This is a genomic window from Microcosmobacter mediterraneus, assembly GCF_031846265.1.
Taxonomy (GTDB): domain Bacteria; phylum Bacteroidota; class Bacteroidia; order Flavobacteriales; family Flavobacteriaceae; genus Microcosmobacter; species Microcosmobacter mediterraneus.
On the sequence record NZ_JAVRIA010000011.1, the window covers coordinates 13,996 to 38,351 of the forward strand.

The 24,356-nt window shown below is 31.6% G+C and carries 26 protein-coding genes; 10 read left to right on the forward strand and 16 right to left on the reverse strand.

Annotated features, from left to right (window positions below; genetic code table 11):
* Nucleotides 1–33: 33 nt before the first annotated feature.
* The 12 genes from RM697_RS13290 to asnB form a co-directional block, all read right to left on the reverse strand.
* Nucleotides 34–1,080, reverse strand: coding sequence for a DUF6588 family protein (locus tag RM697_RS13290; RefSeq protein WP_311428392.1), 1,047 nt, complete (start codon nt 1,078–1,080; stop codon nt 34–36).
* A gap of 161 nt (nt 1,081–1,241) precedes the next feature.
* Nucleotides 1,242–1,979, reverse strand: a complete 738-nt coding sequence (locus RM697_RS13295; RefSeq protein ID WP_311428393.1) for a hypothetical protein — start codon at nt 1,977–1,979, stop codon at nt 1,242–1,244.
* 16 nt (nt 1,980–1,995) lie between these two features.
* Complete coding sequence (gene gyrB, locus RM697_RS13300) at nt 1,996–3,933, reverse strand: DNA topoisomerase (ATP-hydrolyzing) subunit B (RefSeq protein WP_311428394.1); 1,938 nt, start codon at nt 3,931–3,933, stop codon at nt 1,996–1,998.
* Between the two features lie 269 nt (nt 3,934–4,202).
* Nucleotides 4,203–5,015 carry a CPBP family intramembrane glutamic endopeptidase gene (locus RM697_RS13305; protein WP_311428395.1) on the reverse strand — a complete coding sequence of 271 codons (813 nt, stop codon included), beginning with the start codon at nt 5,013–5,015 and terminating at the stop codon, nt 4,203–4,205.
* A 13-nt stretch (nt 5,016–5,028) separates the two neighbouring features.
* Nucleotides 5,029–5,733 carry a CPBP family intramembrane glutamic endopeptidase gene (locus RM697_RS13310; RefSeq protein ID WP_311428396.1) on the reverse strand — a complete coding sequence of 235 codons (705 nt, stop codon included), beginning with the start codon at nt 5,731–5,733 and terminating at the stop codon, nt 5,029–5,031.
* 25 nt (nt 5,734–5,758) lie between these two features.
* Nucleotides 5,759–6,325 carry a helix-turn-helix domain-containing protein gene (locus RM697_RS13315; RefSeq protein ID WP_311428397.1) on the reverse strand — a complete coding sequence of 189 codons (567 nt, stop codon included), beginning with the start codon at nt 6,323–6,325 and terminating at the stop codon, nt 5,759–5,761.
* A gap of 105 nt (nt 6,326–6,430) precedes the next feature.
* Nucleotides 6,431–7,195 (reverse strand): DUF6090 family protein, encoded by a 765-nt coding sequence (locus tag RM697_RS13320; RefSeq protein ID WP_311428398.1) that lies wholly within the window; start codon nt 7,193–7,195, stop codon nt 6,431–6,433.
* Between the two features lie 125 nt (nt 7,196–7,320).
* Nucleotides 7,321–8,127 carry a DUF6090 family protein gene (locus RM697_RS13325; protein ID WP_311428399.1) on the reverse strand — a complete coding sequence of 269 codons (807 nt, stop codon included), beginning with the start codon at nt 8,125–8,127 and terminating at the stop codon, nt 7,321–7,323.
* The gene (locus RM697_RS13330) at nt 8,124–8,843 is read right to left on the reverse strand and encodes a DUF6090 family protein (RefSeq protein ID WP_311428400.1); all 720 of its coding nucleotides are present in this window, start codon (nt 8,841–8,843) and stop codon (nt 8,124–8,126) included. Before RM697_RS13330 ends, RM697_RS13325 begins: the two co-directional genes overlap by 4 nt.
* A 28-nt stretch (nt 8,844–8,871) precedes the next feature.
* On the reverse strand, nt 8,872–9,600 hold the full coding sequence (locus tag RM697_RS13335; protein ID WP_311428401.1) for a DUF6090 family protein: 729 nt from the start codon (nt 9,598–9,600) through the stop codon (nt 8,872–8,874).
* Nucleotides 9,597–10,355 (reverse strand): DUF6090 family protein, encoded by a 759-nt coding sequence (locus RM697_RS13340; RefSeq protein ID WP_311428402.1) that lies wholly within the window; start codon nt 10,353–10,355, stop codon nt 9,597–9,599. The genes RM697_RS13335 and RM697_RS13340 overlap by 4 nt, the downstream gene beginning before the upstream one ends.
* 138 nt (nt 10,356–10,493) lie before the next feature.
* The gene (gene asnB, locus RM697_RS13345; protein WP_311428403.1) at nt 10,494–12,158 is read right to left on the reverse strand and encodes an asparagine synthase B; all 1,665 of its coding nucleotides are present in this window, start codon (nt 12,156–12,158) and stop codon (nt 10,494–10,496) included.
* Between the two features lie 158 nt (nt 12,159–12,316).
* Here asnB and RM697_RS13350 point away from each other — a divergent pair, with 158 nt between their 5' ends.
* Together RM697_RS13350 and RM697_RS13355 are read left to right on the forward strand one after the other, a co-directional pair.
* The gene (locus RM697_RS13350; protein WP_311428404.1) at nt 12,317–13,585 is read left to right on the forward strand and encodes a YCF48-related protein; all 1,269 of its coding nucleotides are present in this window, start codon (nt 12,317–12,319) and stop codon (nt 13,583–13,585) included.
* Nucleotides 13,586–13,715: 130 nt separating this feature from the next.
* Nucleotides 13,716–14,300, forward strand: a complete 585-nt coding sequence (locus tag RM697_RS13355) for a DUF2911 domain-containing protein (protein ID WP_311428405.1) — start codon at nt 13,716–13,718, stop codon at nt 14,298–14,300.
* Between the two features lie 155 nt (nt 14,301–14,455).
* Here the strand turns inward: RM697_RS13355 and RM697_RS13360 are convergent, their stop codons facing one another.
* A complete protein-coding gene (locus tag RM697_RS13360; RefSeq protein WP_311428417.1) occupies nt 14,456–15,088 on the reverse strand; it encodes a 7-carboxy-7-deazaguanine synthase QueE in 633 nt (210 codons plus the stop codon).
* A 16-nt stretch (nt 15,089–15,104) separates the two neighbouring features.
* Entirely contained in the window at nt 15,105–15,548 is a 444-nt protein-coding gene (locus RM697_RS13365) for a Rid family detoxifying hydrolase (RefSeq protein WP_311428406.1), read from the reverse strand.
* A 58-nt stretch (nt 15,549–15,606) separates the two neighbouring features.
* Between RM697_RS13365 and RM697_RS13370 the strand changes: the two genes are divergently transcribed.
* The 8 genes from RM697_RS13370 to RM697_RS13405 all read left to right on the forward strand — a co-directional run bounded on the left by RM697_RS13370 (nt 15,607) and on the right by RM697_RS13405 (nt 21,871).
* Nucleotides 15,607–17,145, forward strand: a complete 1,539-nt coding sequence (locus tag RM697_RS13370; RefSeq protein WP_311428407.1) for a helicase HerA-like domain-containing protein — start codon at nt 15,607–15,609, stop codon at nt 17,143–17,145.
* Nucleotides 17,146–17,209: 64 nt separating this feature from the next.
* Nucleotides 17,210–17,719, forward strand: a complete 510-nt coding sequence (locus RM697_RS13375; protein WP_311428408.1) for a hypothetical protein — start codon at nt 17,210–17,212, stop codon at nt 17,717–17,719.
* 71 nt (nt 17,720–17,790) lie between these two features.
* Nucleotides 17,791–18,165, forward strand: coding sequence for a cupin domain-containing protein (locus RM697_RS13380; RefSeq protein WP_311428409.1), 375 nt, complete (start codon nt 17,791–17,793; stop codon nt 18,163–18,165).
* Nucleotides 18,162–18,989, forward strand: a complete 828-nt coding sequence (locus tag RM697_RS13385) for an alpha/beta fold hydrolase (protein WP_311428410.1) — start codon at nt 18,162–18,164, stop codon at nt 18,987–18,989. Before RM697_RS13380 ends, RM697_RS13385 begins: the two co-directional genes overlap by 4 nt.
* Before the next feature lie 17 nt (nt 18,990–19,006).
* Nucleotides 19,007–19,765 (forward strand): 23S rRNA pseudouridine(2604) synthase RluF, encoded by a 759-nt coding sequence (rluF, locus tag RM697_RS13390; RefSeq protein WP_311428411.1) that lies wholly within the window; start codon nt 19,007–19,009, stop codon nt 19,763–19,765.
* Nucleotides 19,766–20,635: a LytR/AlgR family response regulator transcription factor gene (locus tag RM697_RS13395; RefSeq protein WP_311428412.1), complete on the forward strand. Its 870-nt coding sequence runs from the start codon at nt 19,766–19,768 to the stop codon at nt 20,633–20,635. It abuts the gene before it with no gap.
* A gap of 109 nt (nt 20,636–20,744) precedes the next feature.
* On the forward strand, nt 20,745–21,314 hold the full coding sequence (locus RM697_RS13400) for a hypothetical protein (protein WP_311428413.1): 570 nt from the start codon (nt 20,745–20,747) through the stop codon (nt 21,312–21,314).
* 134 nt (nt 21,315–21,448) lie between these two features.
* Nucleotides 21,449–21,871: a VOC family protein gene (locus RM697_RS13405; RefSeq protein ID WP_311428414.1), complete on the forward strand. Its 423-nt coding sequence runs from the start codon at nt 21,449–21,451 to the stop codon at nt 21,869–21,871.
* Here the strand turns inward: RM697_RS13405 and RM697_RS13410 are convergent.
* Both RM697_RS13410 and RM697_RS13415 read right to left on the reverse strand, forming a co-directional pair.
* Nucleotides 21,849–22,565 (reverse strand): YwaF family protein, encoded by a 717-nt coding sequence (locus tag RM697_RS13410; RefSeq protein ID WP_311428415.1) that lies wholly within the window; start codon nt 22,563–22,565, stop codon nt 21,849–21,851. The genes RM697_RS13405 and RM697_RS13410 overlap by 23 nt on opposite strands.
* Before the next feature lie 98 nt (nt 22,566–22,663).
* On the reverse strand, nt 22,664–24,356 hold a 1,693-nt coding region (locus RM697_RS13415; protein ID WP_311428416.1), incomplete at its 5' end, for a T9SS type A sorting domain-containing protein.

The following is a 24,356-nucleotide window of genomic DNA, read 5'->3' on the forward strand; positions in this document are numbered from 1 at the left end:
TGCTAAAAACAGTTGGTTAAAACTAGCTATTTATTATCTAAAGCTAAATGCAATTCCTCCACTTATATTATTATAGTTCTGAGCAGTATAATCTGCAAAAATTTTGAAGAACCCAATATTTATTCTAGCTCCTATTGTTCCTCTAATTCCTGTAGCACTAAAATCTAAATTAATTGGATCATTTATAGACTCATCTATTGTACCTATTAGATTTCCATTAGAATCTTCAAGGTTATATGTAAGACCATAGTTACCTTTCATCCTTATTGTTGAAGTACCATAATTATAACCAAATCCACCATACAAAGAGATGATTTTAAAATCTAAAGAAGCAATTGCTTGAAAGGTCCAAGCATTCATTCTAAATTCCGCCTCTCCATTAGTTACCCTTATATTATCCATGGCGTCATTATCGTCTATATCATAAGTAACTTTCATGTCCGTAAATGCTGCAAGTAAAGAAATGTTTAACGGAAGCTTATCAATGGGTTTAAAATATTGAGTAATGTCATGCTGCAAACCCAATCCAATTAAATTTGCTCCTACTTTATCATCAAAATTCAATTTAGGAACAAATCGTAATTTAATATCTGTTTTTAAAGGTAATCCAAATCCGAGCTGAACCATAGGAGTTGGAACTGCATTAATGGGTATTTCCTCTCTTATTCCTCCAGGAAAATCAAAACTTGCTACCTTAAATGTACCATCTCCGACTGGAATAACAACATCAATTGTTGCTTCTTGATCTAAATCACTCATAACAGTTGGCAACTGTGTTTGTCCATCTGGCAGGGAAAGAAATGTATAATCAGAAGGATTAAAATCAAAAACCTCATCTCTTCTAGGAACAAATGCAGCGTTTAGGTTTATTGTTAAATCAAATCCTAACTTCTTGTGTGTCTTAGCTGTAGTGTACCAACCACCATTAATGCTGTAAATTAAACCATTCATAACAGGGTCAATAAATTTTTCTGCTAAAAGACTAGCATCATCTGACGCCAAAATTATAGCTTCAAAGCCTTGGGAATTAGAAACTTCTATTCCTAAACTTAATGCTAAAAAAAGAACTATTTTTTTCATTGAAAAAATTTATTAATCAAAGTAAATGTAATGAAATAATTTAAAAAACATCACTTAATCGATGTTTTTAACTTTTTATCGATATATTATTTATTACTAAGATCAATAAAAACAAAAAAACACCTTTAAAAAGGTGTTTTTAGAACCGTGTGAGTTAAGTATTAATCTATACTCAATTTAGTATATATAAATACATATTCTCCCAACTCTTTCCATTTTAAGTCATTCTTAGGATATTTTTTCATAAACTCAGCATTATCACCAAATAATTTATCGTAATATTTTTTTAGATTTTTTTTCTCCAACCAAAAAATATTACCATCTTTTTTAAAGTAATACGATTTTTCTAATCCACCAGCAACATTTAAACCTCCAATACCTAGTCTTGTTGTTTTCTTAGCCATAGGATCTCCATAAACTTCAATAACTGAACAAAATCTTGGGTTAATCAACTGCATTAACAATTCTCTTTCATCTTTTTTGTTTTTCAATGAAACTGTTTGTTTTTTAAAATAAATAAACCCTTTATCAATTAAGTCGTTTTGCAAGTCTCTACTTCCCCATTCACGAGCATTAAAAATATGACTGGTTTTTTTTGTAAATCTCTCAAAACCTCCGGGAAATAAATACATTTCTTTAATGTCTTCAGCATAATGTTCGTATTTTTCACCAGTGACACTATCTTTTAGCTTTACATAATAAATTTGACCTTTCTTTCTATCTACATCATCTCTAAAGCCTTTTACTACAGTTCCATTTTCTAAAATAACTGTTGAAACTTTCTTAGGCGAATAGCTGTTAAATACAGGTTCAAACATTAGCATATCAACTTTATCTTCTTGAGCATTTATAATAGTCAACGACGTAATGTATAAAATAATTAAAAATCTTGATTTCATGTTTTAATATATTTAGTTAAGCATCTATATTGGCATAAATAGCATTCTTTTCTATAAATTCTCGACGTGGTGGAACTTCGTCACCCATGAGCATAGAAAAGATACGATCTGCTTCTACACCATTATCAATTTGTACTAAACGCATGGTTCTAAACTCAGGATTCATTGTTGTGTCCCAAAGTTGTTCTGCGTTCATCTCTCCTAGACCTTTATAGCGTTGTATTTTTGATCCGTCTCCAAATTGACTAATAATATCATCACGCTCTGCATCGCTCCAAGCATATTGTTTTTTAGCACCTTTTTTAACTAAATATAAAGGTGGAGTTGCTATATATATATGACCATTTTCAACTAGTTCTTTCATATACCTAAAGAAGAAGGTTAGTATCAAAGTTGCAATATGGCTACCATCAATATCGGCATCACACATAATGACTATTTTATGGTATCTTAATTTTGAGAGGTTTAATGCTCTTGGATCTTCCTCTGTACCAATAGTTACACCAAGTGCAGTAAATATATTTTTAATTTCCTCGTTTTCAAAAACCTTGTGCTGCATCGCTTTTTCAACATTAAGGATTTTACCTCTTAATGGCAGAATAGCTTGAAACGCTCTATCACGTCCTTGTTTTGCTGTACCACCTGCAGAATCTCCCTCTACAAGAAATACTTCACATTTAGCAGGATCTTGCTCCGAACAATCTGATAATTTTCCTGGTAAGCCACCAATACTCATAACAGTTTTACGCTGGACCATTTCACGTGCTTTTTGAGCTGCATGGCGTGCTTGTGCTGCTAAAATTACTTTTTGAACAATTATTTTAGCATCATCTGGATGTTCTTCTAAATAATCCGTTAACATCTCTGAAACAGATTGACTCACTGCTGCAGAAACTTCTCTATTACCTAGTTTTGTTTTTGTCTGACCTTCAAATTGTGGTTCTGCTACTTTAACTGAAACAATAGCAGTTAAACCTTCACGAAAATCATCACCAGCTATATCAAATTTTAACTTATCTAGCATACCTGAACTATCTGCATATTTCTTTAATGTATGCGTTAATCCTCTACGGAAACCAGAAAGGTGTGTTCCACCTTCGTGAGTATTAATATTATTAACGTAAGAGTGTAAATTCTCTGCATAAGAGGTGTTATATACCATGGCAACCTCAACAGGAACTCCATTTTTTTCACCTTCAAAGGCGATAACATCTTTCATTAAAGGCTCACGATTGCCATCTAAAAACTTAACGAATTCAGGTAGTCCATTTTCAGAATGAAATGTTTCACCTTCAAATTCACCATCTTCTTTTTTATGACGACGATCAACTAAATGCACTGTAATACCTTTGTTTAGGTAAGCTAATTCTCGCATACGACTTGCAAGTGTGTCGTAATTATATTCCAAGGTTTGAGTAAAAATTGTGGAATCAGGCTTAAATGTAACGGTTGTACCTGTTTTATCTGAATCTCCAACAGTTTTTACAGGATACATTGTTTTACCTCTTTCATATTCTTGTTCCCAAACTTTTCCATCTCGGTAAACTGTAGCTTTTAAATGCTCTGAAAGGGCATTCACACAACTTACACCAACACCATGTAATCCACCAGACACTTTATAGGAATCTTTATCAAATTTACCACCAGCTCCTATTTTAGTCATAACAACCTCAAGTGCAGAGACTCCTTCTTTTTTGTGCATCCCAACAGGAATACCACGACCATCATCTTCTGTGGTTATAGAGTTATCTTCATTTATGGTAACTGTTATATTATTGCAATGTCCAGCTAAAGCCTCATCAATAGAGTTATCCACAACTTCGTATACCAAATGATGTAAACCTCTTGTACCAACATCTCCAATATACATTGATGGACGCATACGTACGTGTTCCATCCCTTCGAGGGCTTGGATACTATCTGCAGAATACTGTTTTTTGTTTTCTTCGCTCATTGTTTATTTAATAAATTTTATTTCATTTTTACGCATAAAAAAATGATACAATTGTATCATTTTTTGGATACTAACAAATATACAAATAAACAGCCCTTTTTTAATGCTTTTTATTGAGTTTGAGGTATAATTATCAACAATTGTTAATTACTTAAAAATGTCTTAAAACAGCTAAAAAGTACCTTAGATTAGATTTTAGCTAATTTAACTTCCATTTAAAAATTAGATTTTGCTAAAGCTTCTTAGAAGTCAAAATTAGGTTGATTTATTTACCTTAAAATGCTAATTATTCGATCCCATTTCCAAATTAAAAATGTAACTAATAAAAAGAATCCATTAAAGAGGAAAATTACAGTTATAAATGGCGACCATGTTTCAAACATAACTGTATTTGGTATGTAGAAAATACTATTTCCAAATTCATAATTATTGATGAGGTGACGTGTTGCCCAGTTGTTTCCTAAATGGAGTCCAATAGGAAAATATATAGTTTTAGATTTTAGTAATGCAGTTGCAAACAATAAATGACCAACAGGAATTGCCATTACCAACATTATTATCATTCCTGTATTACTTAGTACATCAGTATCAAGAACATGAATAAGCATAAACAAAGTTGAGAAGAGAATATTAGCTATTATGACATTAGATACATCAATCGTTTTCTTGAATAAATAACCTCTAAATAACAATTCTTCTGTTGCTACTTGTGGCAATATAAAGTAGAAAGCGAATATAATGTTAGAATAATCAATAGAATTTGACAATTCTAAAGTCTCACCTGTATATAAAGCTCTTAAATATCTTGCTCCAAAAAAGGCAAAGGCGCCAATTAGGATTCCTAATGGTAAAAAAGACAAGTTTCTTAATCTGAAATTAAAACCTATCTCGTTTAAAGATTGCTTTTGGGTTTTATATAATATCCATGTTACCAAAACTAAAAGTATTGATGCAGTGTAAGGAACATATTGTTTTATAACACCTTTATTTACTACTAAACTTATAATTAAGGCAAGAGCAAATAAGAGGATTGCTAAAACAAATTTGTACGTTACAGGGTACTTTTTTATAATCGTTTTCATCTTCTTAGTGCTACTATATTTTTTTACTTCTTTTTTGACTAAACCTAAGATATTGTCTCACAAATACTAATGTGACTAGAGACGGAAATAATCCTTTAAAGAGATTAAACCAAAGCCAATTCCAATCTTCTAATTTGGTGTTTTTTGTGGCTTCAAAAAATAACTCTCCATAAGGTTGAGACTCGAAGAAAAACACATTGATAAGGTTAATACCTAAGTGTAATCCTAGGCCTAACATTATTGATTTTGTTTTATGAAAGATATATGCCCAAACGAAGCCTGTAAATCCAGTTATCAGAATAACATAGAGTATTGGAATAACACCAGCCTCTGTCATACCATAAGAGAAGACATGATAAACACCAAAACACAATGCTGAAATTAAAATTCCCCATTTTACACCAAGCCTACTAATTAATATGTAAAGAATTGCACCTCTAAACACTAAATCTTCAGTTAACGCAGACTTGATATGGTAACCAAATGCATCAAAAACTAATTGATAATTAATACTTGTTTGCATTTTCCAATCCACGTTTAAAACAATAGTTTCAACATAGATATTCAATAAGGTTACAAGCATTATAAATAGTGTACCAAGTAAAAACTGAATGATTCGTTTACCTGTAGGTAAAATACCTAAAACTTTCATACTTTTTTTCTCAATGACATGCAAAAGCAGCCATGAGATTACTATGATTACTAATAATCCTAACATTTTGTAAATACTATTTAAAAGATGATTACACTTTTGGTTTCAAAAACGGAACAGATAAAGGATATCTAAAACTACCTGTTTGCAAGGCTCTTGATATATTGTAAAGCGTGGTTATTATGCTAAAAAGAACAACAGCTCCAGTAACAAAAAAATTATATCCTGGAAATGCAAAAAACAACAATAAGGAGCCAATAAAATATAATAATATTGAGCCATGAAAATTAACTACTGCTCTTCCATGTTGGTCATATACCTTATTATCTTCTGCTTTATGAATCCACAGAAACAATGGAAATAAAACACTTGCAAATGGTATTATTAATCCAAAAAATGGTGTACCATGAAACAACAACATCCATTTGCGTTGAATAACCTCCTCATTAGGGTTTTCTAAAATCAACAAATCATCGATATCTACATCTAAGCCAGCTGCTAGTAATTTTACGGTTTGTAAATGTGGCTGCACATCGCCTTTTTCTATACGCTGAATGGTACGCACAGTAACTGTAGCTTTATCTGAAAGTTGCTCTTGGGTCAACCCTTTTAACTTTCTCTGATAGATTAAATTTTCGCTTAATGATTTTGATTTCATTTGTATTGTTTTGCTGTTACAAATCTACAGCAAGAAATTGGTTATTAGCACGACATTTAAATGTCACCTTTGTGTCATTTATAGGTTTTACAAGGGTTTTGAAGATTACTTATCTAATTCTTGATCTATAAGCTTTAAAATTTCATTTGTGTAGTTTCTAACTACTAACGACTCTAGTTTTGTCCATTCACAAAGAGAAGCTATGGTAAAAATATAGTCATCAACAGCTTTATTTTCAATGAAGTCTTTAACGGCTTTAACTCTGTTCTCTTTATTTTTTATGTACTCCTTTTCTTGCCAAACACCATCAAACAAATCTTTAATTGAAAAGTTTTGTGTTAAAAAGGGGTTGTAAATATTAATATTATTTTGTCTTAAATCTTGTTCGTACTCTCTTAATCTATCTACTTGACCAGACCAATTAGTCAGCCTTGTTTTTAATTCGTTATTATCAATAAGATAAAGCTTACCAGAGGATAACAATTCATTTGTTGTGCCTAAAACAGGGTCAAAAGTAGGTGTATTATTAGTCCATGCAATGTAGCTTCTTAAGGTATCTGTTGAAAATTCTGCAATGCTATTCTCTTCCTTTATATTAAATAATTGTTCAATTGAATTAATCATATGCTTGCGCATGGTGTCTTTGGCATCTAATTCTTTTAAGTTTTCTTTGAACTCACTTTTAAGCTGTAATAAAATTTGCTGTTCTTGATTACTATTTAATCGGTTTTGATTCCAATTATTAATCTGCAATGCTATTAAAATACCAATGACCACGAGAATGATTTCGCCAATAGCATATTTAAAGTATTTGCCTGTTTTGTTTTGTTCCATGAGGTTGTAGCGTATTTTTCTAAAGAGCTTAATCATATTAAAAAGTATTGTCATCCTGAACTTGATTCAGGATCTTATTAGATGCGGATTCCGCATCAAGTGCGGAATGACAAAAGGTACTGTTTTGGTTAATCATAGCTTGGCATATCTCTCTAAAGAATTTAATCGTTAGCTTTAACTTGATTACATTTTGTCTCTAACAACTGTTTAGTTTTCTCAACTTCTAGCTTAATATACTTTAACAACTGTACACGACGCTCCATATTAGATGCAATCTTATAAGCTGTATCGTAATAGGTATTATAAAGTTTCTCAGAAATGTTACCTACAGTATCTTTCTCTAACATTTTAAGGATATCTGGTTCAAATTTATATCCAGGTATACCAATACTATCTGTTGATACAACTGCCACAGCTATACCATTTTCTCTTACATTTATATTAAGTCTATTATAACTGTCTGTTGCAAAATTTATATACTGCTGAATAGTTTCGGTATAAGGCTGTATGTTTTTATAATATTCATCCAGACCATTTTTAATGGAAACATCTGTAATAAGATTAAGATTTCCGCCAGACTTGATATCCTCGTATGTTGTTTTATTGGGCTTAAAGTTAGCAACTGAGCCTCTAATTGTTTTTATATATTGTAGATTTAATGTCTGGGCATCATAATTTTTTTGAAGTATTAATCTTAAAAACTGATTGGCATATTTTTGACGTTTAGATATTTTATCAATAAGGTTATCTATTTGTATGTAATCTTGTACTATATCTAAATGAAGCCTGCAATAATACTCATTTTCAGTTGACTTGTTTTTTCTACCTTCATTCCAATTATTAATTTGCAAGGCAATTAAAATGCCAATGACCACGAGGATGATTTCGCCTATGGCGTATTTAAAGTACTTGCCCATTTGATTTTTTTGGATTAGTGAACGACGAATATGACGGAAGAATTTAATCATTGCTTTTGATTATTCAAATAGTTATCTATCATAGTAATCAATGCTTCGGCTTTTTGTGTTATACTGTTGCAACCACCTTGATAACCTGTATACAATGTCTTTTGATACCTTAAAATATTTATGAATTTTACTTCTTCCAATAGTCTATTTACTGTTTTAATATCTGTTTCGGAATTATTATTTATTATTGGTATATTTTCTAAAATATAAGGGTCAATATTATTGCCAACAAAACCTTCGTGCCACTTTGTGAATTCTACCATGTTTGGTAAAGTATATTCATAAAAATCGTTAATTTTTCTAATGAGTTCTTTGTTCTCAATAAGTCGTAGTTTTTTTTCTTCTTTTAAAGAATTAAAAACATTGGCAAATGGTCTTGAGTTTGTGTCCGGCCCAAAATATTTGAGTATGGTTTTTAAATCTTTTTCTGTGGCAGTTTTATCAAAAATTCTATTTAGACCTTCTATTTGGCTTTGAATAATTTTATTTTGTCCTTTAATATAATTAGCATTTTCTTTTAACTCTTCAATCATTGCATACAAAGAGCTTTCTAAGTCTATTTGTGTTTTTCTGTTTTCATTCCAATTATTGATTTGTAAAGCGAATACAATTCCAATGATTACCAATACAATTTCACCAATAGCATATTTAAGGTACTTACCTGTTTTATTTTCACTCATTAGCTTGTATCGTATTTTTCTAAAGAATTTAATCATTTAAATTATTGTTTTTTAATCCTATTTATTACTTCCCTTTTTTGATCCGTTCTTTCAATACTTTAATTAAAGCTCGATTATCTTCCTGAAATACGTTAAGGTGCCTCAAAGCATCATCTATATAACCATCAATAACAAATATGGATTTCTGTACGGCTTCATCATCGTAAATCATATTTAGGATTTCTAGTTTAGGGGTTTCCTTTAGTTTCTTAAAATTGTTCATATGTCTTTTCTTCAAGGGATTCAACTCCTTTTCATTTAGAGTATTCAATCTTTTTATTGAAGCTGCTACATAATCGTATTGTAAACTATATAACCTTAACGCATTGATCACTGATTTGGATTGCAACTCTTGTATATTGTACTTTCTATTGTTTACCACATTTGATAAAAACCGGAATCCTACATAGGTAAAAAAATTATCAGCTTCATCAACAATTTTGAGTATAACCGAATCTGTATTACGCAATTCTGGTTTTTCAAGAATGTATTGTGTTGTAGATTTTAATTCATTCAACCCTTTATGTCGTGATTGATAGAATATTGAGTCTGCAAGAGCATCATTAAGCAATTCCTCACATTGTTGTAGGTCATTAAGTTGTCGTTTGCGCTCTTCATTCCAGTTATTTATTTGTAGCGCTATAAGAATGCCAATAACCACTAGGATAATTTCGCCAATAGCGTATTTAAAGTATTTGGCTGCTTTATTTTCACTCATAAGGCTGTATCGTATTTGTCTGAAGAATTTTATCATTCTTTTATTTCTGAATTCATCAAAGACTCAATGGCTTTTAATAGCACATTTACTTCTGTTAACATGGCAAGGTAATTATCTAAACCAATGGCAATATTTTCTATTAAATTTTCAAATTCTAAATCATTAAGCAAGTCTCTATTGTCTGTTTTAAAGCCGGATTTTGGTAGAGTCATACTCCGTTTTGCAGTCGACACCTCATCGGCATTTAGCCAATTGCCGTTTTTAATCATATAATTATTTAGAAGGTTTTCAAAATTTTCTGTTTCTTCAAATCTTGAATACACCTTTTGCATTACTGCAGGCCATACTGCAAGTAGCTTTCGCAGTTCTTCATTACTGATTATAACCAGTTGACCAGAATTCATAATTTCATTTAGAGTACCATTTACTGGGTTAAATGAAGGGGTAATAAAAATTTTATTTATTATACTGTCAAATTGATACGCGTGAGAAAGCGTATTTTTCTCACCTGTGTAATTTAGCATCTCTAAAGAAAACTGAATCCCTTCCTTAGTTTTAACTATGGCAGAGTCTAGCATTTTCCGATTATTCTTAAAATCATTTTTTAAATTTCTAAGGATTTTGCTCTCCTGCACAACCTCAAGACGCCCTTCATTCCAATTGTTAATCTGTAGTGCAATCAAAATTCCAATGACCACTAGGATGATTTCGCCAATGGCGTATTTAAAGTATTTAGATGTTTTGCCTTCGGAAAGAAGATTTTGACGAATTCGCCTAAAGAATTTAATCATGAGCTTACAGTTAGGTTGCAAGCAGGAAATTAAAAGTAGAGATGGTCGGTTTTCAAATTGTTTATAAATGTAAGAAAATGTTACATGAAAAAAGGTGCAAAACTTTGCACCTTTTAATTTTATGATTTTTGAACACAATTAGTAAGCATCATCATGCACATTTGCAATGGCTCTTCCTGATGGTTCATTCATGTTTTTAAAGGCTTCATCCCACTCTAAAGCAGTTGCAGTACTACACGCTACACTTGCTTCCTGCGGCACACTTAATGCCGCTGCATCGCTTGGAAAATGGCTTTCAAAAATAGCTCTGTAATAATACTCTTCTTTATTTAGTGGTGTGTTTATCGGAAATCTAAACTTAGCATTTACCAATTGCTCATCTGTGACTTCTTTATCAACGATATCTTTCAAGCTATCAATCCAACTGTAACCTACTCCATCACTAAACTGTTCCTTCTGTCTCCAAGCCACACTTTCAGGTAACATATCTTCAAAAGCTTTTCTGATTACCCATTTTTCCATACGCTCGCCATTAATCATTTTATCTTTTGGGATAATACGCATCGCTACATCCATAAATTCTTTATCCAAAAATGGAACGCGACCTTCAATTCCCCAAGCCATTAAACTTTTATTGGCACGAAGGCAATCGTACATATGCAACTTATCTAATTTACGAACTGTTTCTTCATGAAATTCTTGAGCGTTTGGTGCTTTATGAAAATATAAGTAACCTCCAAAAATTTCATCGGCTCCTTCTCCAGATAACACCATTTTTATTCCCATAGATTTAATAACTCGTGCCATTAAATACATTGGTGTAGATGAACGTATTGTGGTAATATCATAGGTTTCTATGTTATAGATGACATCTTTAATGGCATCTAATCCTTCTTGAATTGTAAATTTTATTTCATGATGAATTGTTCCTATATGATCTGCTACCTTTTGTGCTGCAGCTAAGTCTGGTGAGCCTTCTAATCCTACAGAAAAACTATGCAATTGTGGCCACCAAGCTTGCTCCTTATCATCTGCCTCAATACGTCTTTGCGAATATTTTTTTGCTATAGCTGATGTGACAGAAGAATCTAATCCACCAGATAATAAAACTCCGTAAGGTACGTCACTCATAAGCTGTCTATGCACAGCATCTTCTAAAGCTTGTTTTACTTCTTCGATAGACGTTTCATTCTCTTTAACAGCTTCGTACTCTTCCCAATCACGCTTATACCATTTTACAAACTGTCCATCTTTACTAGACATATAATGTCCTGGAGGAAATAATTCTATTTTAGAACACACACCTTCTAATGCTTTTAATTCTGAAGCGACATAAAAAGTACCATGCTGATCCCAACCAATGTACAATGGAATAATTCCCATGTGATCTCGAGCTATAAAATATTCGTCTTTTTCAACATCGTATAATGCAAATCCAAAAATACCATTCATATCATCAACAAAATCGACTCCTTTTTCTTTGTAAAGAGCCAATATAACTTCACAATCACTTTGTGTTTGAAATTCATATTTACCTTCAAACTGACTACGCAATTCTCTATGGTTATATATTTCTCCATTAGCTGCTAATACTAATTTCTTATCCTTGCTAAATAAAGGTTGTTTACCTGAAGCTGGATCTACAATAGCCAAACGCTCATGAGCCATTACAACTTTTTCATCACTATAAATCCCACTCCAATCTGGACCTCTATGACGAATGGTTTTTGCCATTTCTAATATTTGAGGTCTTATTGTTTCACTTTTTTGTTTTATATCAAACGCACATACTATTCCGCACATATCCTTTGTTTTTATTAATATTTATAGTGCAAATATGAATTTAAAGTTTCATTTTTTAAACATTAAATCAATTATTAGTTATAATTTATAATTTATAAGTTTGTATTTATATGAATTTGAAATAAAAAGACTTCAATTTTTATATTTACCTTTACAAAATGAAAGCTACAATAGTATTCCTTTTACTGTTTACAACGTTTAATTATGCTCAAACTTGGCAAGAAACAAGTACTCCTGCTAATAGTAATGGACAGCGTTATGATGATGTCTTCTTCTTAGATGAAATGGTTGGTTGGGCTGCAAATGGTTACTATTCTGCTGTATACAAGACAATTGATGGTGGCCTTACATGGACAGAACAATTTAATGGTAATGATATTCCTGGTAATTACTATTTCAGAAACATTGAATTTTTAGATGAAAATATTGGATTTTTAGGTACACTAAATGGCTCATTTTTTAAAACCACAGATGGTGGCGATACTTGGACAGAAGTCACAAATATTTCTCCAAATCCCAATGCAATTTGTGGTTTACACGCTGTTAATTCTACAACTATCTATGGCTGTGGCGCATATTTTTCTCCAGCTGTTGTTATAAAATCAATAGATAGTGGAGACACATGGCAACATATAGATATGTCTACTTATGCTAATGCTCTTGTAGAAGTCCTGTTTGTTGATGCTAATATTGGTTATGCTAGCGGCAGAAATGATTCAGGTGCTTGTATCCTAAAAACTATAGATGGTGGCCAAAATTGGACAACAATTTTCAGCTCAAACATTATTGGTGAATATGTATGGAAATTGCAATTTATTAATGGCAACACTAATACTATTTATGGCGCCTTATATTCGGTAGCTAATAATCCAGGAAAAATTGTAAAATCCTTTAACGCTGGTAATTCATGGACAAGTTTTGATGCACCAGAAACTGGTGTACAAGCCATTGGTTTTGTAAACGAAAACCTTGGTTGGATGGGAGGACATAATACTGGATTTTATGAAACTAATGATGGAGGCGAAACTTGGACTAATATTAATATTGGTAGTAACCTCAACAGAATTATTGTACTCAACGAAGATTTGGCTTTTGGATGTGGAACTTCGGTTTATAAATTTACAGATGAATCTTTAAGTATTAATTCATTTGGACAAGATAATGATCAATTAAATCTTAAAATAGACACTAACCCAGTTGTTACTGAATTATCCGTTTCTTATGATGTATATGCTGGTGACAATATAATTCTTGAATTATATGATGCTCAAGGAAAGTTTGTGAAGCGATTAAAGCGCGAAACAGCTGTTAGTAGGAACTCTAGAGTAAATTATACCTTTAACATTAGCGAACTGTCTTCTGGTATTTACTTTTTAAATCTTCACAATAACTTAGGACAAACCGCTTTAAAATTTATTAAAGAATAAATACATCTTATTTTACAAGCTACGATTTCAACTACTAAGATTAAGAAAGTTTTAACGCTTCATTTGTAAAGAAGCTTTATTTTATGTGTCTATAAAACCAATTAATCTTTCAAACTAAAATTTAAACATTATGAAAATCTCAAAAATCTTGTGTGTATTTACTTTAGCAATGCTAACAAGTGCTGCAGTAAATGCTCAAAAATTTGAAAAGATGGATAAAAGTCCAATGGACAGAGCTTATTATCCTGCTAACGCTCCAAAAAGAGCATTTGCTAAATCTGATGCTCAGAAAAAACAACTAGAGCCTCAAATTAGAGTTACGTATTCAAGACCATCAAAAAAAGGAAGAGATATCTTCGGCGGACTTTTAAAATTTGGTGAAGCTTGGCGAGTAGGCGCTAATGAATCTACAGAAATTTTATTTATCAATGATGTTAAAATTGGAGATCAAAAAATCAAAGCTGGTCGCTATAGTATTATTATCATTCCAAGTGAAAATGAATGGACATTAAAATTAAATACAGGTTTAGATGGCTGGGGAAATTTTGGTTATGAGCCTAGCAAAGATATCTTAAGTGTAACTGCTCCTATTACTAAAAGTAAAAAAGAGATTGAACATTTATCTATTGCTTTGTATGAAGCTTCTGAAAACACTGTACATTTAAAAATTGGTTGGGATACGAGTATTGCTGAATTCCCATTAACTATTAAATAAATAGTAGTTTAACATACAGCTATGCTATAAATAAAAGCCTTTAGAATTACCTAAAGGCTTTTATTTATAGAATATTTAAGTACTTATGTATTTGCATTTCGACAAGCTCAATGACCACATCATAGATACTTCATAAGTTTATTTGTAGATTACAATTATGGTATGTTTAAATATTTATGTGTTTGCAGTGACACTTTCCATTTAGGATTTGCCATGACATAGTCTACAATTTTTGGCATCATCTTATCTCGTTTACTCCATTCTGGCTGTAAGTATAATATACAATCTTCGTTTACTTTAGCGGCTTGCTCTTCTGCAAACTTAAAATCATCATTATTGTAAACGATACACTTTAATTCGTGCGCTGCTTTAAAAGCTTCATTTGTAGGTAATTTGTTTTTTTTTGGCGATAAACAAAACCAATCCCATTCGCCTGATAAATTATAAGCACCTGAAGTTTCAATATGGGTTTTTAAACCTTTTTCTTTGAGCAAATCGGTTAAGGGTTTCATATTCCACATTAAGGGCTCACCTCCTGTTACTACAATGGTATCTGAATATTGCGCAGCATCATTTGATATTTTATCAACTTTAGTTGGTGGATGCAATTCAGGCAACCAACTTTCTTTTACATCACACCAATGGCAACCAACATCACAACCACCTATTCTTACAAAATAAGCTGCTGTACCTTTATGATAACCTTCACCTTGAATGGTGTAAAATGCTTCCATTAATGGCAAAAGCTCACCTTTATCTATAAGTGCTTGTCGTTCTCGTCTTGTCATAAGTGGCAAATATATGTTATTTAGCAGCAATTACATCAATCTCAATTTTTGCATTTGCAGCAAGATTTGCTGCAGCAAAAGTTGTTCGTGCTGGTTTATTTTTAAAGTATTTTACATATTCACTATTAAAGGCTTTAAAATCATTAATATCACTAAGAATAACTGTACATTTAACTACATGATCTAAAGTTAATTGATGATGTTTTAAAACTGCTTCAATATTTTTAATCGTTTGTATGGTTTCAGTCGTAATACCACCTTCAACTAATTCTCCTGTCTTATGGTTTTTACCGATTTGACCAGTTAAAAACAATAAATTTCCTGTTTCAACAGCATCACTAAATGGTACATTTTGTCTACTAGCTTCATGCGACTTATGAAAAGTAATTTCTGATTTTTCATTACAAGAAACGACTAACACCATAACTAAAGTCAAAAGAAATTTACAATGTGTATTCATGGCATTCTATTTTAAACTTGCTTAAAATTACATTATTTTTACGGTTAAATTTAATGAGATGGATAGACGCGATACTTTTTTCAATCATATCAAAGAAGGAAACACAAGTAAAGGTGAATTTATAACTCTTGGTTCTGCCATGCTAGACGGAGAGACTATAAAAGATGCTTTTATCAATGTGCCTCTTAAAACTATGAATAGACATGGTTTAATTGCTGGAGCAACAGGAACTGGTAAAACGAAAACACTTCAAGTTTTGGCCGAAAATTTATCTGAAAAAGGTGTCCCTGTTTTACTCATGGATATTAAAGGTGATTTAAGTGGCTTAGCTCAACCAAGTCCAGGTCATCCAAAGATTGATGAGCGTATGGAAAAAATTGGTTTACCTTTTGAAGCCAAAGGGTTTCCTGTTGAAATTATGTCACTCTCAGAACAAGATGGTGTAAGGTTACGTGCTACCATTAGTGAATTTGGACCAGTATTGATCTCAAGAATTCTAGGAGTTACCGAAACACAAGCCGGAATTATTTCTGTAATCTTTAAGTATTGTGATGATCATAAATTACCACTATTAGACCTTAAGGATTTTAAAAAGATTCTTCAATATGCTACAAATGAAGGTAAAAAAGAATTTGAAGATGCTTATGGTCGTATTTCAACAGCATCTACTGGTGCTATTTTACGTAAGCTCGTTGAAATAGAACAACAAGGTGGTGATGTGTTTTTTGGAGAAACCTCTTTTGATGTAGATGATTTATTACGTGTAGATAGAAATGGAAGAGGTTATATTAATATTATTAGACTTACAGATATACAAGATAAGCCCAAGTTGTTTTCAACTTTTATGTTAAGCTTATTAGCTGAAATTTATTCTACCTTCCCTGAGCAAGGTGATAGTGGTAGACCTGAGTTAGTGATGTTTATCGATGAAGCACATTTAATCTTTAACGAAGCGTCTAATGCACTATTAAATCAGATTGAAAGTATTGTAAAACTCATTAGAAGTAAAGGTGTAGGTTTATATTTTGTTACGCAGAATCCAACTGATGTACCACCAGAAGTTTTAAGCCAATTAGGTTTAAAAGTTCAGCATGCATTAAGAGCTTTTACTGCTAAAGATCGTAAGGCTATTAAACTAACTGCAGAAAATTATCCAGATACTGACTATTACGATACTGCAGAAACATTAACCTCTCTTGGAATTGGAGAAGCTTTAGTTTCAGCTTTAAATGAGAAAGGTAAACCAACACCTTTAGCAGCCACAATGATGCGAGCACCAATGAGTAGAATGGATGTATTAACCGCTACCGAACTTGGCGATTTATTTTCAAAATCAAAATTAACTCGAAAGTACAATGAGGAAATTGATAGAGAAAGTGCCTACGAACTACTCAATAAAAAAATAGAAGTTGCCGAAGCTAAAGCTGCAAAAGACAAAGCAAAAAAAGAGGAAGAAGCACTTAAAAAAGCGGAGACTAAACGCAAAGCAAGCTCTAGCAGAAGACGCAGCACAAGACAAAATCCTATTGTGAAAGTACTAAGTAGTCCAACAGTTATACGAAGTGTGCTTGGTATTCTAACAAAAATGCTTAAATAATAACCTACAATAATATACGATGACAAAACATTTATTGACCATGAGTATTTGCTGTATACTAATTATGAGTTGCGCAAAAAAAGAACAAGATCCTTTTGAAATTGCCAAACAAAATGTTGGCTTATTAACAGACTCCACACAAGTTAAAGATTTAGACATGGTTTTTGTAAACGATTCTATCTCAAGATATATTGGAGGAGATGAGTTCACAGGAAACATAAATAACATTGAAATTTACGAAAAAGGCGGAAAACATCTACTCACACTAACACCAAGTGAAGCTTTAGATTCCACAGCTGTAATCTCCACAATTAGAATAGAAGATGAGCGTTATAAAACTGATAAACTATTGTCTAAAATAAGTACGTTTAAGGATATAAATGAAAATTATAAAATAAATAAAATAAATAATCTTATTAAGAGTGTTGTGATCTCTGTGAACGAATTAAATGCGTCTTTCACTATTGACAAGGAAGAATTACCAGCAAATCTAAGATTTGATATGAATATTAAATTTGATCCTATTCAAATACCAGACAACGCTAAAATTAAATATTTTATGTTGCATTGGTAATTTTATTTAAGTGACTCATTTAATAATTTTGTGTCCATATAATAACTACTTTTCAATGTTCTGAAATTTCCATGATAAAAAAGAAAAACTACACTATACAAACCTCACCTTTTATTGTCCCAACGACAGATGGTAAAAGCATTAAGGAGCATTTTGGTTTAGCTAGTGATGGTAATTCAGAAATTAGTATAGCACATATGATTGCTCCAGTAAATTGGAGTGAACCCTTTCAGACTCCAGAATTTGATGAGTTTACCTTTATTATCAAAGGAAAAAAACAATTTATTATTAATGGCGAAATCATAATATTAGAAGCTGGGCAATCTATTAAAATTGAAAAGAATACCAGAGTGCAATACTCTAACCCTTTTAATGAGCCATGTGAATATTTAGCTATATGCAAACCCGCTTTTTCTATGGATGCCGTAAATAGAGAGTCTGAATGAAGAAACTTGTTTTAAGATCTATAGGTATTTATGTTAATGCACTTAGTTTCTTCTCTAAGAATTATGCTGGTGAAAAAGCATTAGCAATTTTTACTAAACCAAGAAAAGGCAGAATTAACGAAAAAGATCATGAATTTCTATCTAAAGCTTACCAAGAAGAAATAAGCTTTAAGGATTATGAAATAATGACCTATCGCTGGCCAGGAAAAGGAGATACTGTACTCTTAGCTCATGGATGGGAAAGTAACTCAGCTCGATGGCAATTTCTTATAGACCAACTCGTAGATTTAGATTTTAATGTCATTGCTTTAGACGCTCCTTCACATGGAAAATCTAGTGGGAAAGCCTTTAATGCACTACTCTATTCAGATTTCATTAATGTAGTATCTGATAAATTTAAACCCGAAATTATAATAGGTCATTCTGTTGGAGGTATGTCATCAATTTTTTCAGTATCAAAGAAAGAAAGGAATTCGTTACGTAAAATGATTACACTTGGTGCACCATCAGAATTTCATACAGTTTTAGAACGTTACGCTGATATGTTGGGCTATAATGTTAGTGTACGAGAAAGCATGGAGAAAATTGTAGTAAAACGTTTTGGTCATTATCCAACACATTTTTCTGGAGCTAAGTTTTCTAGCGAAATAAAAGCAAAAGGGTTAATAATCCATGATGTTAAAGATGCTATTATCCCTTATTCTGATGCACTACTATACAAAAGTCATTTTAACAATGCTCAGTTAATCTCTACCGAAGGCTTTGGTCATGGTTTAAAACAACCTAAAGTAAGTGAGCATATTATTGAGTTCATAAAGAACTAAAATTGTACATTTACCTTATGGGTGAAACACTAACAAGACTTAATAAATATTTAAGTGAATTAGGCTATTGTTCTAGACGAGAAGCCGATAGACTAATTGATGCAGGGCGAGTTACTGTGAATGACCAAATTCCTGAGAAAGGCTTAAAAGTTTCACACAATGATGTTGTTAAAGTAGATAATAAGCTAGTAAAAGTCAGATCTGAAGATTTTGTATATATAGCACTAAATAAACCCATTGGTATTGTTTGCACAACAGATACCAAAGTAGAAAAAGATAATATTATAGATTTTATTAATTACCCAAAACGTATCTTCCCCATTGGTCGTTTAGATAAACCTAGTGAAGGGTTAATTTTGCTCACAGATGATGGTGATATCGTTAACAAAATACTTAGAGCTAGCAATAATCACGAAAAAGAGTATGTCGTAAAAGTAGACAAACCTATTTCTCAAACTTTTATTAAAAGAATGTCTAATGGTGTTCCTATTCTAGACACAGTTACAAAGAAATGTAAGGTTGAAAAACTTAGTAAATACGAATTTAAAATTATACTTACTCAAGGACTTAATAGACAAATTAGACGTATGTGTGAGTATCTAGATTATGATGTTTTAGCCTTAAAACGTACTCGTATTATGAATATTAAATTAGATATTCCAGTTGGTGATTATAGAGCATTAAGAGTTGAAGAATTAAAAACACTAAACGAATTAATCTCTGACTCTACTAAAACGTTTCAACCTAGACAACATAAAAGGCATTCAAAAAATTAGATGAGTTTCCTTAAAAAATTCGCCATATTAAAGGATTTTAGACTGCTCATTATAGCAACACTAATATTTGTAATCACTTTTGAAACACTTCAGCAATTATTTTATATTAATAGGTATAATTTAGCAGATAATGTTACTTTTTTTGAGCTTTTAAAAACTCAAGCTTTTAGATGGTTCATATGGTTAATACTTGCCTTTGTTTTAATTGCCTATCACTTAAAAAATATATCTAAAACTAAAGAATTAAAAGATTACCTAAGGCTTATTGGAATCATTATTGGTTTAGTTATTGCTAATATTCTTATTATTTCTTTAGCTCAAATAATTATAAATAATGACACCTTTAGTCTTGGTAATTTATGGAATGAATATATACCATTTTACATGTATCAAAAAGCGCCTATTTACACCTTAGGCTATGCAACTATTTCTATTATTCTTTATTTAAAATTAATGAACGAGAAGTTACTGTTTGATGTTCAAAAACTTTCAGAATTAAAGGAGATTAACACAAAAATGTATACTCAGCTACAAAATAAATTAGATGATAGAGCTTCTATTTTAAATATTAAAGTTGGTAACAAAAGAAAAATTATACCTGTAGCATCCATAGCTTGGATAGAATCTGATGATTATTGTGTAAAAGTACATACTACTGAAGGCAAATCGTTTTCAATGAGGACATCGCTTAAAGCATTAAACGAAAAATTAGATTCTACATTTATGCGAGTGCATAGAAAAGCGATAGTAAATATGCCATTAGTAAAAGAATTAAATTTATCAAACCCTCCTTCGCTGATACTTAAAAATAGTGTTGAAATACCTATATCAAAAAATCATATAAAACTAGTAAGGCGTTTTCTTTCTTAACTTTTAGTATTTTCTTAACGCTGTTTACTGCAAAAAGAGTAGTCTTCTCTGCATTGAATATAATTTTCATTCAATTTTTATTTCATTTGATAAACTAAATTTATTTATCATGAAAAATATATTCTTATTACTATTTGCTTTTATGCTAACACAGTTGTCTTTTGGGCAATACAAATATGATGCATCAGAAAAACACCCATTCGGACAACCAAACCCTGAGGCACCAGAGCAAATTAAAGATTTTGAACCCATGATAGGTAGTTGTAAATGTACATCTATAACCAGAAAACAAGATGGTTCATGGAACGATGCTGAAAACATTATTTGGAACTGGAAATATATTATGAATGGTACTGCAGTACAAGACGAAACTCTAAAGCCAGATGGTGCGCATTCTGGCAGTATTAGACAATTTATTAAAGATAGTAGTCGATGGTATGTGCATTGGTATTCTGCTAAAACACCTTCTACAAAATTACCAGTTTGGGAAGGAACCAAAAAAGGAAATAAAATAGTACTCTACAAAGAACAAAAAGCACCTAATGGCACAGATGGCTATTTTCGTTTGAGCTTTTACGACATGAGTAAATCTGGTTATAAATGGATTGGTGAATGGGTAGACAAAACAGAAACGGTTGTATATGCTACTTGGAAAATTAATTGTAAACAAGAAAACTAATCATGCCTTTAGGATCTATAATAGCAATTATTGCAGCTGTAGTAATAGCCATTATAACTGCTCTATTTTTTCTCATTAAAAATAAAAACAATAAGAATTAAGTTTTATTTTTACATATACTTAATCTTAGTTGTATGCAAAACACACCACCTTTTCACTTAGCAATTCCTGTAAATAATATTGAAATATGTAGAGCCTTTTACAGAGATGTTTTAAAATGTAAAGAAGGTAGAAGTAGTGATCATTGGGTAGATTTCAATTTTTTTGGACATCAGTTAGTTATTCATCTTAAAACTGAAAAGATATCTACATTACCAACCAATCCAGTAGACGGAAAAGAGGTTCCTATTCCTCACTTTGGTGTTGTGTTACCTTGGAAGCAATTTGAAGAATTCTCAAAGCACTTAAAAGACTCTGATATTGAGTTTATTATTGAGCCATACATAAGGTTTAAAAACGAAGTTGGTGAACAATACACTATGTTTTTTAAGGATCCCTCTGGTAATGCATTAGAGTTTAAAGCCTTTAAGCATACTAATCAAATTTTTGCGAAATAGTAATCCTATTTTCTTTTCTATTCATCATATAAAAGGGTAAATAAATAAGAAAAAAATAAGGAATCAGAATTAACTGCACAACTAATATATAATAAGGCCATTCTCCAAAATAGTCTAATAATGATGTAGACTCTGGCTTATGATTTAGATATGAATAGTTTGCGCTTAAAAAATTATTTAATATCATAATTACGACCATATAAACCTGTAGAGCTAATATTGATTTAAAAATACTCTTTATGTTAGGTTTCTGTTTAAAAACAATAGTGTAATAAAAAATAACAACCAATAATCCCAAATGCACAATCCAATATCTAAAATAATCTAAACTTGGAAATCCTTCTGCAATATCTGGAGTGATGACACCTTGAGAGGTTCCAGCTATAATCCAAAAAAGTAGTATTTCGTACATCCAATATTTTTTGTAATGAGTCAGTATTGGAATTATTAATGCCATAAAACTACATAAGAATAATGGTAAATCTGTTTTAAAATTATAAGTGTGGAAAATCACGTTGTAAACATGATAAAAAATTACGGTAAATGAAATAATTAAGGCTAAAACATGTACGACCTTATATTGTTGTTTTAACCCTAATTTATGCTTCGCAAATTTAATAAGTAAAACTCCAAAAATTAAAGCAAAAATAATAGGTGCTATATGCGCTATACTTCCAATCTGAACTCTTTCCATCTGTAGTATCAAATATAGTTCTTATAATAAAAAACACCATCCTAAATCCAAAGATAAAGGATGGTGAAAATTGCTATTAAATCAATAATTACTTCTAATTATCTATCTAATAACACTTTTTTAATAATAACATCTTTTCCAGAAGTTATTTTTACGTAGTATACGTTACTTGTAAATCTAGAGAAATCAATGGTAATACCTTTTTCATTGATATTATCATAATTTTTCTTGTGAGCAACTGTACCTACTAAATCATAGATTTCAATATTAACTTCTGATTTTGGAAGTTCAGTAAAACTAATGTTAAGTCTATCTTTTACTGGGTTTGGATGTAAACTTACCACATTTGAAAGCCTAGAGAAATTCCAACCATTATTATTATTATTGGTCGTAGTTTCCTCATTGTTGTACTCACTAGGTCTACATTTTCCTTTGATATATTTCGTACATACAGTCTGACAACCTTCAGAATCTGTAATTACTACAGTAAATACACATAAACCATTACCACCATTAAAATCTATCTTAGCATTAGTAACATCTGAAAGGATTTCCCAACCTTGTGTATTTGTCTCTACAGACCACTCATAAGTATAATCACCAGATCCTCCGCTAGCTTCTACAGTAAGTGTATTAAGCTTATCTATACCACAGTTTGAATAATCATTCTTAGTTCCTGTTTCGATATCACATGTAATCTCTTCAGGTTCAGAAATTATTACAATAGCAGTATCTAAACAAGCATCACCTATACGAGCATTATTTCCGTTTAGACTATAATTCTGAGCAATTACAGGATTTGCAAATGCTTCAACCACATAAAGTCCTGGTTCAAAGAACGACTGACCACTTAAATCCGGACCAATACCATTTTGCTTAATGGTATAGAACTCATAATCATCAACTCCAGTTACTGTTATAGTACCATCGTTTTCTCCATAGCAAGTCACATCTGTAAACTCTACATCGATATCAACTTCACCTGGTTCAATGATTGTAATTAACTGTTCAATGATACATCTTTCATCATCATTTCCTTCAAAGAATGCTCTTACTAAATAATCTCCAGGACCATAAGTTGCATTAGCATCATAAGGCTCTCCATTAATAGTTACTGTAGCTCCTTCTGTTACAGAATTTACAATAATTGTTCCGTCTGCTTCTTCAAAACAAGTCACATCAGTGTAATCAAAATCTAGTTCAATACAGATACACTCAGGAGATACTATATCTACCGAATTTCTACAAGTTACATCGTTAGAAACTAATGTTGTCGTTGTTACTGTAATATCCTCATCTGTTGGGATATCAATAACTGTCCAAGAGCCTTCACCATTATCTACTGGTGTACCCAATGTACTTGTTACTATTCCTTCAGAAACTTGAATATCTACTGAATATGTACCATACTCTTCATCACAAACTGGCTCACTAGCCATTATTTCTAAGATTAACTCAGTAACAGCTACTGTAGCAGTATCATCTGGACAAGGATCTGTACCAGTAACTGTATAAGTATATACTCCTTCTCCTGCTAGTTCTGGACTCCATGTTCCATTGTCATCAGGATCTCCTCCAAGGGCATTAAATAATTCATCAGCAGTCACTGATCCATTTTCACAGATAGTTAGCGCTCCATCTTCTCCTGCGTACACAGATTCTCTTCCGTCAACGGAGAATGTTGAACTGCAACTCACGCCATTTGGATTACAACGATCTGTTGCTAAATACTCAAAAGATAATTCAATATCTGTATCACAAACATAATCAGGTAATTCTGGGAAGTCTGCC

What these genes read in the sequence shown, in the direction of transcription:
- RM697_RS13290 (WP_311428392.1), bottom strand. Translation starts at nt 1,080, where the DNA reads ATGAAAAAAATAGTTCTTTTTTTAGCATTAAGTTTAGGAATAGAAGTT.
- RM697_RS13295 (WP_311428393.1), bottom strand. Translation starts at nt 1,979, where the DNA reads ATGAAATCAAGATTTTTAATTATTTTATACATTACGTCGTTGACTATT.
- gyrB (WP_311428394.1), bottom strand. Translation starts at nt 3,933, where the DNA reads ATGAGCGAAGAAAACAAAAAACAGTATTCTGCAGATAGTATCCAAGCC.
- RM697_RS13305 (WP_311428395.1), bottom strand. Translation starts at nt 5,015, where the DNA reads ATGAAAACGATTATAAAAAAGTACCCTGTAACGTACAAATTTGTTTTA.
- RM697_RS13310 (WP_311428396.1), bottom strand. Translation starts at nt 5,733, where the DNA reads ATGTTAGGATTATTAGTAATCATAGTAATCTCATGGCTGCTTTTGCAT.
- RM697_RS13315 (WP_311428397.1), bottom strand. Translation starts at nt 6,325, where the DNA reads ATGAAATCAAAATCATTAAGCGAAAATTTAATCTATCAGAGAAAGTTA.
- RM697_RS13320 (WP_311428398.1), bottom strand. Translation starts at nt 7,195, where the DNA reads ATGATTAAGCTCTTTAGAAAAATACGCTACAACCTCATGGAACAAAAC.
- RM697_RS13325 (WP_311428399.1), bottom strand. Translation starts at nt 8,127, where the DNA reads ATGATTAAATTCTTCCGTCATATTCGTCGTTCACTAATCCAAAAAAAT.
- RM697_RS13330 (WP_311428400.1), bottom strand. Translation starts at nt 8,843, where the DNA reads ATGATTAAATTCTTTAGAAAAATACGATACAAGCTAATGAGTGAAAAT.
- RM697_RS13335 (WP_311428401.1), bottom strand. Translation starts at nt 9,600, where the DNA reads ATGATAAAATTCTTCAGACAAATACGATACAGCCTTATGAGTGAAAAT.
- RM697_RS13340 (WP_311428402.1), bottom strand. Translation starts at nt 10,355, where the DNA reads ATGATTAAATTCTTTAGGCGAATTCGTCAAAATCTTCTTTCCGAAGGC.
- asnB (WP_311428403.1), bottom strand. Translation starts at nt 12,158, where the DNA reads ATGTGCGGAATAGTATGTGCGTTTGATATAAAACAAAAAAGTGAAACA.
- RM697_RS13350 (WP_311428404.1), top strand. Translation starts at nt 12,317, where the DNA reads ATGAAAGCTACAATAGTATTCCTTTTACTGTTTACAACGTTTAATTAT.
- RM697_RS13355 (WP_311428405.1), top strand. Translation starts at nt 13,716, where the DNA reads ATGAAAATCTCAAAAATCTTGTGTGTATTTACTTTAGCAATGCTAACA.
- RM697_RS13360 (WP_311428417.1), bottom strand. Translation starts at nt 15,088, where the DNA reads ATGACAAGACGAGAACGACAAGCACTTATAGATAAAGGTGAGCTTTTG.
- RM697_RS13365 (WP_311428406.1), bottom strand. Translation starts at nt 15,548, where the DNA reads ATGAATACACATTGTAAATTTCTTTTGACTTTAGTTATGGTGTTAGTC.
- RM697_RS13370 (WP_311428407.1), top strand. Translation starts at nt 15,607, where the DNA reads ATGGATAGACGCGATACTTTTTTCAATCATATCAAAGAAGGAAACACA.
- RM697_RS13375 (WP_311428408.1), top strand. Translation starts at nt 17,210, where the DNA reads ATGAGTTGCGCAAAAAAAGAACAAGATCCTTTTGAAATTGCCAAACAA.
- RM697_RS13380 (WP_311428409.1), top strand. Translation starts at nt 17,791, where the DNA reads ATGATAAAAAAGAAAAACTACACTATACAAACCTCACCTTTTATTGTC.
- RM697_RS13385 (WP_311428410.1), top strand. Translation starts at nt 18,162, where the DNA reads ATGAAGAAACTTGTTTTAAGATCTATAGGTATTTATGTTAATGCACTT.
- rluF (WP_311428411.1), top strand. Translation starts at nt 19,007, where the DNA reads ATGGGTGAAACACTAACAAGACTTAATAAATATTTAAGTGAATTAGGC.
- RM697_RS13395 (WP_311428412.1), top strand. Translation starts at nt 19,766, where the DNA reads ATGAGTTTCCTTAAAAAATTCGCCATATTAAAGGATTTTAGACTGCTC.
- RM697_RS13400 (WP_311428413.1), top strand. Translation starts at nt 20,745, where the DNA reads ATGAAAAATATATTCTTATTACTATTTGCTTTTATGCTAACACAGTTG.
- RM697_RS13405 (WP_311428414.1), top strand. Translation starts at nt 21,449, where the DNA reads ATGCAAAACACACCACCTTTTCACTTAGCAATTCCTGTAAATAATATT.
- RM697_RS13410 (WP_311428415.1), bottom strand. Translation starts at nt 22,565, where the DNA reads ATGGAAAGAGTTCAGATTGGAAGTATAGCGCATATAGCACCTATTATT.